The sequence below is a fragment of the Niastella yeongjuensis genome (genome assembly GCF_900110245.1).
GTDB classification, from domain to species: domain Bacteria; phylum Bacteroidota; class Bacteroidia; order Chitinophagales; family Chitinophagaceae; genus Niastella; species Niastella yeongjuensis.
In genome coordinates this window covers 553,370-565,133 of sequence record NZ_FOCZ01000002.1, presented here as the reverse complement: position 1 = coordinate 565,133, position 11,764 = coordinate 553,370, and the positions used below count along the sequence as shown (strand labels likewise).

General features: G+C 45.1%; 9 protein-coding genes. 7 read left to right on the top strand and 2 right to left on the bottom strand.

Translation table 11 applies throughout. The features are described from left to right. The first annotated feature begins 31 nt into the window (after positions 1-31). The 7 genes from BMX95_RS07005 to BMX95_RS06975 all read left to right on the top strand — a co-directional run bounded on the left by BMX95_RS07005 (position 32) and on the right by BMX95_RS06975 (position 8,482). The gene (locus BMX95_RS07005; protein WP_081201261.1) at positions 32-448 is read left to right on the top strand and encodes a hypothetical protein; all 417 of its coding nucleotides are present in this window, start codon (positions 32-34) and stop codon (positions 446-448) included. A 368-nt stretch (positions 449-816) separates the two neighbouring features. Next, the gene (locus BMX95_RS35425) at positions 817-5,253 is read left to right on the top strand and encodes a PKD domain-containing protein (protein ID WP_280517373.1); all 4,437 of its coding nucleotides are present in this window, start codon (positions 817-819) and stop codon (positions 5,251-5,253) included. 30 nt (positions 5,254-5,283) lie between these two features. Continuing rightward, positions 5,284-6,327, top strand: coding sequence for a PorP/SprF family type IX secretion system membrane protein (locus BMX95_RS06995; protein ID WP_081201257.1), 1,044 nt, complete (start codon positions 5,284-5,286; stop codon positions 6,325-6,327). A gap of 34 nt (positions 6,328-6,361) precedes the next feature. Continuing rightward, on the top strand, positions 6,362-6,523 hold the full coding sequence (locus tag BMX95_RS34860; protein WP_165758965.1) for a hypothetical protein: 162 nt from the start codon (positions 6,362-6,364) through the stop codon (positions 6,521-6,523). A gap of 316 nt (positions 6,524-6,839) precedes the next feature. Next, a complete protein-coding gene (locus BMX95_RS06985) occupies positions 6,840-7,412 on the top strand; it encodes a hypothetical protein (protein WP_133053956.1) in 573 nt (190 codons plus the stop codon). 118 nt (positions 7,413-7,530) lie between these two features. Further along, complete coding sequence (locus tag BMX95_RS06980) at positions 7,531-7,998, top strand: redoxin domain-containing protein (protein ID WP_081201807.1); 468 nt, start codon at positions 7,531-7,533, stop codon at positions 7,996-7,998. 148 nt (positions 7,999-8,146) lie between these two features. Further along, entirely contained in the window at positions 8,147-8,482 is a 336-nt protein-coding gene (locus BMX95_RS06975) for a T9SS type A sorting domain-containing protein (protein ID WP_081201250.1), read from the top strand. Positions 8,483-8,636: 154 nt separating this feature from the next. On the opposite strand, the gene BMX95_RS06970 is transcribed toward BMX95_RS06975, so the two are convergent. After that, complete coding sequence (locus BMX95_RS06970; RefSeq protein ID WP_081201249.1) at positions 8,637-9,809, bottom strand: class I SAM-dependent rRNA methyltransferase; 1,173 nt, start codon at positions 9,807-9,809, stop codon at positions 8,637-8,639. A gap of 104 nt (positions 9,810-9,913) precedes the next feature. Beyond that, positions 9,914-11,755, bottom strand: a complete 1,842-nt coding sequence (locus tag BMX95_RS06965; RefSeq protein WP_081201248.1) for a RagB/SusD family nutrient uptake outer membrane protein — start codon at positions 11,753-11,755, stop codon at positions 9,914-9,916. Positions 11,756-11,764: the final 9 nt, after the last annotated feature.

Genomic DNA, 11,764 nt, shown 5'->3' with positions numbered 1-11,764 from the left:
GAATCTGTTGCCGACGTCTGAAGTCTGAACTATGAAGCTATTAAAACCTCTGATCTTGGTGGGTTGCCTTGCCCTGTTATCCACGTCCTGCAAAAAAGCAATTGAGAAAAAAGTGCAGGACCTGGTGATGGATGCCATTACTCATGGGGAATGGATCGTAGAACAGTACTTTGAAGGCACCAACAATCTTTCAAGCCAGTTTTTAGACTATCGTTTCAAATTTAATGAAGATGGAACTTTAACTGGTACTGCAAACAGTAGCAGTACTGACGGCACCTGGAAGCCCAATGTCACTGATTACACCATAACAGCCGATTTTCCAACCGCTGTTGATCCGTTGAAAAAATTAAACGGACTGTGGAAGATCAAAGACAGTGACTGGGATTATGTGAAGGCAGAAATGCAAACAACTGACGGAACCAGGCTTTTGATATTACGCAAAAAATAGATCCGGAAAGAACTTTATCCCAACGAGGCTTGTTCTTTTCTCGTACAAATAAGTTGACGCAACAACACTTGCCCCGGCAAGTCGGGGTTAACCACTATACTCCTCCCATTAACCGGCAACTTTTGAACGGATAGGCTTCAGCCCCAAATATCCTATTTAATACTTCCAATTACAATCCGCATACCCCTGACAAAACCATTGCCCACAACTGGTTAAGAACTGGTCATTTGTGCTATGCAGACACCTGTAGTTAAATTATGTTTTACTGTTTGAAATATAATTTACCGGGAACATGGTTTGCATTGATTTGGTCATTTTCGTACAGAAGAGGGGAATAACTGCCTATAAACCATAAAACAGTTTTGCACTTGAGTAAATTTGCACTGGCACCTTGTGGAAACCGGCTACTTATGCCGGTTCGGTTTTCTTTTGTAAACCGGCTTTTTCTATTAAGAACCTGGCTTTGTTTATCATTGGCATTTTTATTTTCCCTGCGCGCTTTTGCACAACAAATGGTACCAGACTTTACTTCATCGGCAACATCGGGTTGCGCGCCTTTGGTTGTGTACTTTAAAGACCTTACTACCGGGAATCCCCTTTACTGGAATTGGGATTTTGGCAATGGCTCTCTTTCCAATGTACAAAACCCCGTAATAAGTTTTGACCAACCCGGCACTTATACAGTAAGGTTGGTAGTTCGCAACAACGATGGTACCAACGGCATCACAAAAAACGCATATGTTACAGTTTATCCCTCTCCTTCGGCACAATTTACCAGCAACCTTACCACAGGTTGCGTTCCGGTAAACATCCAGTTTTCAGATCGCAGTACTGTTCCCGGAGGCAGTATTGTATCCTGGCAATGGGATTTTGGTGATGGTAGTACCAGCACCGACCCAAACCCCACGCATTCTTATAGCAATGTTGGTTTTTATAACGTCAGCCTCACTGTTACCAGCAGCTCGGGTTGTAAAAATACGGCGACTGCTGGCCGTTATATCCGTATTGTGTCGGGTGTTAAAGCGGCTTTTGACAATGGGAAAGCGGCAACCTGTCAGGCTCCCTATAACATCAATTTCATTAATCAATCGAGTGGGCCGGGAAATATGACCTTTCAGTGGGACCTGGGTAATGGCACTACGTCTACCGCCAGCACCCCATCCGCTACCTATGCTGCCGGCACTTACAATGTAACGCTTACGGCCACCAGTGAGTTCGGCTGTTCAGGCACAGTTACCAAACCGGTCACATTTACGGGACCTTCTACTTCAATTGGAGTGCCCGATACCCTTTGCCAAAACGCAACTATTTCTTTTGTCAATAGTTCATCAGTGACCCCGCAAAAGACTTTGTGGGAATTTGGCAATGGCCAGCAATCAACCACCGTCAATGGCAGTACAGTATACCCTGCAACCGGTGACTACACAGTAAAATTGTACAATAATTATCCTACATGTAAAGATTCAGCCACCAAAAAAGTGTATGTGGCGCCTTCTCCCACGATCAATTTTACGGTTGCTAACGGAGCGGCCTGTAAACCACCATTGAGTGTAACCTTTCAGGATGCTTCTCCTGCGCCTAATACAAAATGGGCGTGGGAATTTGGCGACGGCAGCACAGGAACCGGCTCCCCTGCTACCCATCAATATAATTCAGCTGGCAATTTCAATGTAACGGCTGTTTTCACAGATAACAAAGGATGTGAAGGAAAGGTCACCAAACCAGCCATTGTACAAATCGTAGCTCCTACCGTAGAGATCACGAGCGGAAAAGCCGGTGGGTGTGTCCCTTATAATTACACGCCTTCTGCCAACGTAAGTTCGGTAGATGGGATAGTTTCTTACTCCTGGGATTTTGGCGATGGTACGGTGATCACCAGCGCTAACCCAAATCCACCGCACCTGTATACGAAAACTGGCAAATATCCGGTTAAATTAACCATTACTACCACCGGAGGTTGTACGGCAACAGACACGGAATCTGACGGTGTGCAGGTAGGAACGCCGCCAACAGCCAGCTTCAACATGTCGAATACCGATGCCTGCGCTTCGGAACCAATCATTTTTACCGATCAATCAACGCCGTCACAGGATGTAAATGGCTGGGCATGGGACTTCGGCGACAAAACCTCTTCCGATGAACAGAATCCTACACACCTCTATGTAGATTCAGGAACATTTATCGTTCAGTTAATTGCTTTCAACAACCGCTGTCCCTCTGCAACCGCGTTCAGTAAAACTGTTCATATAAAACCACCAATTGCCAGGTTCAGACCTATATTTACCTGCGGTGATCTGACAGTAACATTTAAAGATTCTTCATCTGTTGATCCAGATCCATCTAAACCGGCAAGCTATTCGTGGTCATTTGGCGGCCCCGTGCCCGGCACTTCAACTGCTCAAAGCCCCTCCTATATGTTCCCGGCGTTTAACCAGGACTATCCCGTCACCCTCACTGTAACACAGAATGGATGCACCAGTCAGTTTGCAACAGTGGTTAAACTGGTAAAAGAACTGGCCGATTTCACCGTTGCGCCAAACGTATGCCGGGGTTTCAATTTTGCGATCAATTCTACCAACAACCCAAAAAACATTGCCAAATACGAATGGCAGATCGATGGAGGCCCCTTAGTTGCAGGCGGCCCTTCCTATACGGCTAACATTACTACAAATGGCCAACATAGTATTGGCCTCACCATTACCGACATCAACGGATGTATCAATACCAAAGAAGTGAGTAATGCGGTAACCGTAGTTAGCCCCACAGCTAACTTCACAGCGGCATTGCCCGGTGGTTGTAAGGATGCTATCATTACGTTTAATGATCATTCCACGCTGAGCAGCGTAGGCAGCCCGTTAAAAAGCTGGGCATTCGATTTTGGTGATGGCAAAACCCAAACGTTTAGCACTACGCCCTATTCACATTCGTATACAGACACCGGTGAATTTATACCGCAGTTGACTGTAACAGATAATATGGGTTGCACAAGTACTTATAAGTTGCCGGACACCATTTTCATTTCAACACTTGAGCCGTGGTTTAACTCCGATTATACGACAATCTGTCCTTCGTCGGATATTCATTTGGCCGATTCCACTTTCGGTAAACAGCTTACCTACCTGTGGGACTTTGGCAATGGCAGCACCTCTACGGTTAAAGATCCCGTTCTCAGGTATGGCGGCGACAATGCCAGTTATAACGTGAAGCTGGTGGTAACCGATCGTGGCGGGTGTAAAGATTCCGTAACCCGCAACAATTATATCACAACCTTAAAACCAGTTACCGCTTTCGGCATCGAAGACACGTTGACCATTTGTCCGCCCATTGAAACCAAGTTTACCTCACAGGCACAGAATTATGATTCACTGGCATGGGATTTCGGGGATGGTGCTACCTCTACATTGATGAGCCCCACCCATTTTTATAACGCCTATGGTGATTTTACGGCTAAACTTTATGTATATGGCTATGGCGGATGTAAAGACTCGGCCAGTAGTAATGTGCATGTAATAAATCCCGGCACTAAAACAACCCTTACCTACGGTCCGCTGGAAGCCTGTAATGAATTACTCGTCGACTTTTCGATCGATGTTATACCCGATCTTCCCTTTTCACTTGCATTTGGAGACGGCGTTATAGACACCTCCATGGCCTTAACCTATCAGCATTTTTACGGGTCACCGGCATTTTACTATCCGATATTGCAGTATACCGATAAACAAGGATGTATAGCCGGTGTTGGTGGGGGCTCCACTATTAAAGTGATCGGCGCTGATCCTTTCTTTGCAACGGACAATAAAAAATTCTGCGATTCAGGTACTGTTAACTTTACCAATTATACTATTGGCAACGACCCGGTCGTAAGCCGGACATGGGATTTTGGGGATGGCACCCCCACCACTTCCGTGAGTGATCCTTCTCACAAGTATCAGCAACCGGGGCTGTATACAGTTTCCCAATCTGTTACTACCCAACAAGGGTGCAGTAAAACCATTTCCGATTTCATAAGGGTATTGCGCACGCCGGATCCATACATTATAGGCGATAGTATTGCCTGTTTGAATGTTACCATGAACCTGGAGGGTAAGCTCACCGTGCCTGATACCGCTATTACCTGGCAATGGGACCTTGGCAATAACAATTCGCCTACTACCCCAAACGTATCGCTCTCATATAAGGAAAGCGGAAATTATACAGTTAAACTGCAAGCCAGCAACTCGCTCGGTTGCAGCGATACCACCAGTAAATCCCTGTACGTGCCGCCTACACCTGCTCTTACAGTGGTTGAAAATCCGGTTATTCCTGTAACAACAGGCATCACATTGCCGGTCACTTATGGCCCGGAAGTAGTTAGCTACAACTGGACGCCGGATAAAAACCTGAGTTGTACTGATTGCCCAACGCCCTATGCCAATCCTAAAACCACCACTACCTATTTGGTGCAGGTAAAAGACCAATACGGTTGTACAGCAAGAGGGGGAGTTACAGTAACTGTTGTGTGCAGCGGGCTGAACTATTTTGTTCCCAATACCTTTTCACCAAATGGAGATGGCGTGAACGACGTTTTTGCACCACGGGGCATTGGCTTGGCCCGGGTGAACAGCATGCGCATCTTTAACCGCTGGGGCGAGATGGTGTTTGAAAAAATGAATTTCCAGGCTAATGACCGTACCCCTTCCGGCGGTTGGGATGGCTTCTATAAAGGTAAACCTGCCAGCGCCGATGTATATGTATATATCATAGAATTTGTGTGTGAAAACAATGCCATTGTTCCCGTAAAAGGCAATGTGGCATTGGTGCGGTAATTAAAGTATTTAACATTAAATAACCCAACCATGATCACCGGCCGAAGTATTAAACGATCCATTGCCGGCTTAACCCTGCTGCTTTCCCTGCTGAACGCAAAAGCACAGGATATACATTTTTCTCAATTTTTCGAGGCACCTCTGTTGCGCAACCCCTCGCTGGCCGGCATATACACCGGGGATTATCGCATTCAGGGCGTTTATCGCGATCAATGGAACAGCATTACCAATGCCTATAGAACCGGTTCGCTGAACGCGGAATATAAATTCCACATGGGTACCGGTAATGATTTTATGACTACCGGTTTGCAGGCCGTATTTGACAAAGCCGGTACTGTGGGGTTAACTACCACGCAGATCCTGCCAGCCCTCAACTACCACAAATCGTTGAGCGATGAAAAAACCATGTACCTGTCGCTGGGTTTTATGGGCGGACTGATACGCAAAAGCATCGATATTACCAAGATCACCACCGATAACCAGTATACGGGTGGCGGGTACGATGCCACTTTACCTAACGGGGAAACTATGCTATCGCCCAATTATGCTACCTGGGACGCCAGTGTGGGTATGAGCTTTAATACCACCTTTGGCCCCGATCAGGAAAACAGCATGTTCATCGGATTTGCCTACCACCATTTGAACCGGCCCAAAAACACGTTTTACCACAATTACAGTATTGAACTGAATCCCAAATATGTTGCCTCTATTGGGGTTAAGTGGAGTGTGGATGATGTTTCTTCCCTTACCCTACAGGCCGATCACTCTATACAGGGTAACAATACGGAAACCATTGGCGGTGCCTTGTATTCTTATAAACTGGGCTACGACCTCGACAACAACCCTACCTATACTTTGAGCGCAGGTTTATTCCTTCGCTGGAAAGACGCCCTGGTGCCGGTACTGAAAATAGACTGGGGACACCTGTCTACTGCCCTGAGTTATGATGTAAATATATCGCAGCTGAAAACAGTAAGCATGGGCCGGGGCGGGTTTGAAATATCACTTTGTTACATAGGCTTTTTGCACCACGATAACAGCAGCGAGTACAAAATGTTATGTCCTAAATTTTAGTTTATTGGGCTACGGTAAAAACCACCGCACAGTTATGAATAACCAGTTGGCCTGGTACTATTTTAACAACAGCAGGCTGTTTGCTGGTCAATATTTCGATAGCATTAAGGCAACGTCTGATTGCGCTTTTACGAATAATGTAAAGACGGGCATACAGGCTGAAGCAGTTGGCTTTTTCAGAACCATGCTGTGGTGATTTAGAATACGAATTAAGCAACAATGATTTAGAACATTTTGAATAAAAACAATACGCTGTTGAACAAAACAAAGAGGCAAACGTTTGTTGAAATTAATAAAGATCTGTAACGGTAAAAGGTTACAAACCCGTGAGTCGGGTACGCTTATTGTTATAAAGTTATACATCGCTGCTTTGATTACTGACTGCTCCTTACCTCCTGTTAGTGCCAGCTCCGCTACCGCTTTTCCTTCCTCCCTGGAAAACTAATCCACATGCAGTTTTTTTTGTTATCCGGAATTTATAATTCGCTGATAAAATCTTAAATTTAATAAACATGAGAGTCTCGGCAGCGATAGCAACCTTCCGCCGTCCGCACCAACCAATCGGACTGCCTGTAACAATGCTTATGACCATTGTTGCGCTGGCTATTTCCTCATCTTCGTTTACCCAAAACAGGTATGACTGGCGAACGAATATCGATCAGGTGATCCATGAAACAGACAGCCTTTCCCTGAAATCGCAACGCACTTTCTACCTCAATAAAATTCTACGGAAAGATGAACCGCTTAAAGAAACCTGGTACTACACCGTTCACAATAACAATATCATTGTTTTTGAGGTCCGCTACCGAATTGATTCCCTGGAGTATACCGAAACCTACTATATGAACCGGGGCCGGTTGATCTGTATGGAATTGTATGAAACAGATTTTCTCTCCTATTATGAAGATGAAATAAAACATGGCGAGGTGTTCTTCTTCGACCACGACATGCTGATCCAATATGTTACCGTAGGCAATGGCCTAACCGATCTGTCTTTCCGCGATCCGCAATACGAACCACTTCGAAGGTTTTACAAACGGTATATTGAACTGCAAAAAAATATACTTTCGCTTGCGACTAACTAAGTGCCTGCGGTAGCAGGCGATAATGAATTATTAATTAATTTGCCGACGGTTTACCCGCCTTCCGGTACATTACGGCGGGCAGCATTTGCTCATTTTTCCATTTTCAAATTTTCATATTATGGCTTCCGTTGGACAACCCGCACCCGATTTTATCTTATTCGATTCTGCCAAGAACCAAATAGGTCTGAACAATTTAAGAGGCAAAAAAGTGGTCCTGCTTTTTTACCCGTTTGCTTTTTCAAGCACCTGTACCAAAGAGCTATGTTATGTACGCGATAACATGAGTTTATTTAATAATATCGATGCAGAAGTATTAGGCATCAGTGTAGACTCTTTGTACACGCTGGCCAGGTTTAAAGAAGAACAGGGGTTTCAATTCACTTTGCTCAGTGATTTCAATAAAGAAGTATCCAGGCTGTACAACGCCATTTATGAAGAATGGAACTATAATATGAAAGGAGTTTCAAAAAGGGCTTCGTTTGTGATTGACCGGCAAGGGACCGTACAATATGCCCAGGTGTTAGAGAAAGCCGGCGACCTGCCCGATTTCGACGCTATTCAGGCAAGCCTGAACGCAATTAATTGATTATTATCAATTAAGATAAGGTTAAAATTCAATCTGTATCCAAATATGTAAGCAGATTCCCTTACCCAAGCCCGGTTAATTCCTAAAGGATTTGTAATTTTGGGCAAACGGAAGTATCTTGAACAATAATTGTAAAATATCATCTTGCATGAAGATTTTTTACGCATTGTCTACTATCCTTTTATTGACTTTACAAGCCAAAAGCCAGGACAGAAATCCCGGAAGGGACACTGCGCCTGCCATTGTAAAGTTCTACCCAAACCCGGCTACCTCCATTATCACATTTGATTTTCAACGCGGTTACGATAAATCTTACAATCTGCAGATCTTTAACTTCATCGGAAAGAAAGTGCAGGAAATAAATAATGTATCTCCCAAAACCACTGTTAATCTGAACGATTTTTACCGCGGTATATATATCTTCCAGTTAAAAGATAAGAACGGTAAAGTAATTGATTCCGGTAAGTTCCAGGTTTCCAAATAGGCAATGGGCAGTAGGCAATAGTGAATAGGAAGACTCGAAAATATTTTGAATTCAGGCACTTCGCCTGAATTTCTTGTTTTAGGACGTTGAGGTTTCGGAAACTAAAATTTTCCGAAACCTTTTTTCATTGCCCATTACCCATATCCTATTGCCTTTATAATACCTGAACAATAAGGAATTTCAAATAGTGGGTATTCTCCCATTCCCAAACAATGGGGTGGTCGGCCGACTGTGTTAAAAAGCTTACCTGCCTGATCTTTCTGCGCGCGTCCTTGGCCGCCAGCTGAATGATTTCGAGGAACAGATCGGGCTGAACCAGGTTGGTACAACTGGAAGTAACCAGAAAACCACCGGGTTTAATCAGCTTCATGCCCCGCAGGTTGATCTCTTTATAACCAGTAATGGCTTTTTGAATGTTATCCCTTGTTTTGGTGAACGAGGGCGGGTCAAGCATTACCACATCATACTGCTTTCCTTCTTTGGCCCAGGCTTTCAGTACGTCGAACGCGTTCATGCATTCAAACCGGCAGGTTTTGTCAACCCCGTTCAGGGCGGCATTGCGGTTGGCCTGGTCTACTGCGTTTTGAGAAATATCAAGCCCCAGTACAGACTTGGCGCCGTAATGAGCTGCATGTATTTCAAAAGTTCCGGTATAGGTAAAAGCGCCCAATACATCGGCTCCTTTTACAATGTGCTGAATGGCACGGCGGTTATCCTGCTGATCGAGGAAATACCCTGTTTTTTGACCATTCTCGATATCCACAAAGAACTTCAATCCGTTTTCCTGAATGGTGATCTTTGTATCAAAGGGTGCTGATAAGAATCCCTTGTGCTGCGGCAGGCCTTCCAGTTCCCGCACGGGTACGTCATTCCGCTCGTATATACCTTTAGGCTTGAAGATCTTCTCCAGGGCCGCTACAATGGCGGGTTTCCAAACATCGATGCCCAGCGCCAGGGTTTGAATAACAAAATAATCATTGAATTTGTCAATGATCAATTGGGGCAGGTAATCGGCCTCCCCGAAAATAAGCCGGCAATTTTCCGTGTACCCCAGTTGCTGGCGATATTGCCAGGCTTCCAGCAGGCGGTTATAGAAGAATTCTTCATTTATTACATCGTCCTTTTTACGGGTAAGCAGGCGTACCAGGATCTGCGAGCGGGGGTTAATGTATCCTTTGCCGATAAACTTTTTATCGTGCGTGTATACGTCAACAATATCGCCGGGGTTCACCCCTTCCGGAGCCTCATTTACTTCATTGGCGAAGATCCAGGGATGCCCGTTGGCTACCCGCATACTGATCTTCTTTTTTAATATTACCTGATTCATCGCCGCAAAAGTAAGACTTTAAACGAGTCGTGCCACGGACCCTGTTTAAAGGACGTGGCACGACTACTTTTGTACAGCATTTTCACATTCTATGATAATCCGGATCAGTATCCTCCGTTCTGTTTGAGGTTTATTGTTCCGAATGCGTTTTCTATATCAATTTGTTGTTGAGGGATCGGGAAATATTCATTCTTTTTGGCCGTAAATTTAGAAGACTGGTTGATGGCAAAAATGGTAGGCCGTTGCTTTTCTGCGGTTGCAAAATCATTTAATTCAGCAGCCATTACCGTTCCGGTGCCATTGTCCCAACGGGCCAGGTCAAAGAAGCGCACGCCTTCCATGGCCAGCTCCAGTTTTCTTTCGAACCGGATCGCCTTTTTGCCGAATGTTCTATCAGCAAATGCGCCTGCAGGATATGGGTTTACCACATACTTATCGGCTGGCGTTGTTTGGGTTTTGTATTTACCGGCTCCAGCATCGTAATCGCTGCCACTATATACCCAGCCAGAGGCGATTGCAGCCCGTGCACGTACATAGTTTACGTATTCCAATGCTTTTACCTCACTACCCACCTCTATCTCACATTCAGCAGCCCATAACAATACATCGGCAAAGCGAATAAGGTTTATGTTATTGGCGGTGATCTGTGTGGGCCCCCAGAAACTGGTTTCGGTTGATGATAACAGGTTCTGTTGTGACTTGGCATACGCATTTTTCTTAGGACTGAAATAACCATTGGTAGCCTGGTCGCGGATCCAGGTGTTGTTTGGTGTTGGGCCCCAGTCGAAATAAGGAACACCGGGACGGCCCATCGTCCAGTCGATCCGGGGATCGAGGTTACCCGTATAAGGCGCAGCCGGATCGCTTACATTCGGGCTGCTATTGTAGGTATCGAACAGCGGTAAGCCATCGGCATCTGTCTTGTATGAGTTGGCCAGTGATATAGTGGGGTTGTTAAAACCGCAGCAACCACCGGGGCCTGCGCTGTTAGGCAGGTTCAGGGCTTCACCCACATTACCGTTGGTACCTGAACCATCATTTACCGTTGCCTGATAGGCGAAAATGGATTCATCGCTGTTGTCTGTGGCTGCATTGAAGTTGTCTTCAAAATTCACCAGCTTGTAGGAATTACCCAAAGCGGTTACACCATTGCCACTACCGCCATAGGCAGTTGGGATGATCTTATCGAACTGCGCTTTGGCTGCTGCATACTTGTGTTGAAACAGTAACACTTTACCCATGTAAGCAATAGCAGCTGATCTGTTTGCCCTGCCCTTTCCATTTTGAGATTGATTAACGGGCAAACCATCAATTGCTTTTTGAAAATCGGCCTCTATCTTTGGCCAGATGTCTATGTAATTACCCGATGCATCTATATTAGGCACATTGGTATTTTTAGCTACTGTTGTAATGCTTTCATCGACAAATGGTACATTGTTCCACATTTTCTTTGCTTCAAAGTGAAAATGTCCTCTTAAAAAATAGGCCTCGGCTGCGGTCAGCGTTTTCTCCGCATCCGTCATGTCGGTTACGCTGGCTAATGCACGCAGTACATCATTACAACGTTGCACCCCTTCATAAACGGCCTGCCATTTTTGATTAAAATAAGGGTTGTTGGTATTGTAGGCCCATGTTTCTATTTGTACAATGTCCCCCTGATCGCTTGGGGTTGAACCTTTATAGGAATCGCCACCCGCTACACTGCCAAATACCCAGTTGGAAGGTCCGGATGACCAGTTTGTACCGTTATTTCCCATACCGCTCAGCATATGGTAAGCGCCCAACAACAAACCAGATACACCGGCTCTGTTGGTTAACTGTTCGGGCTTAAAGGCGCCCAGTGGTTCTTTTTCGAGAAAACTTTTACTGCATGAGGCAATTATCAGTAACAGCGTCATTAGTGAAATCGCCGCTGTATGTCTGTATAGAAATGGATTACGTTTCATTTTGCGTTG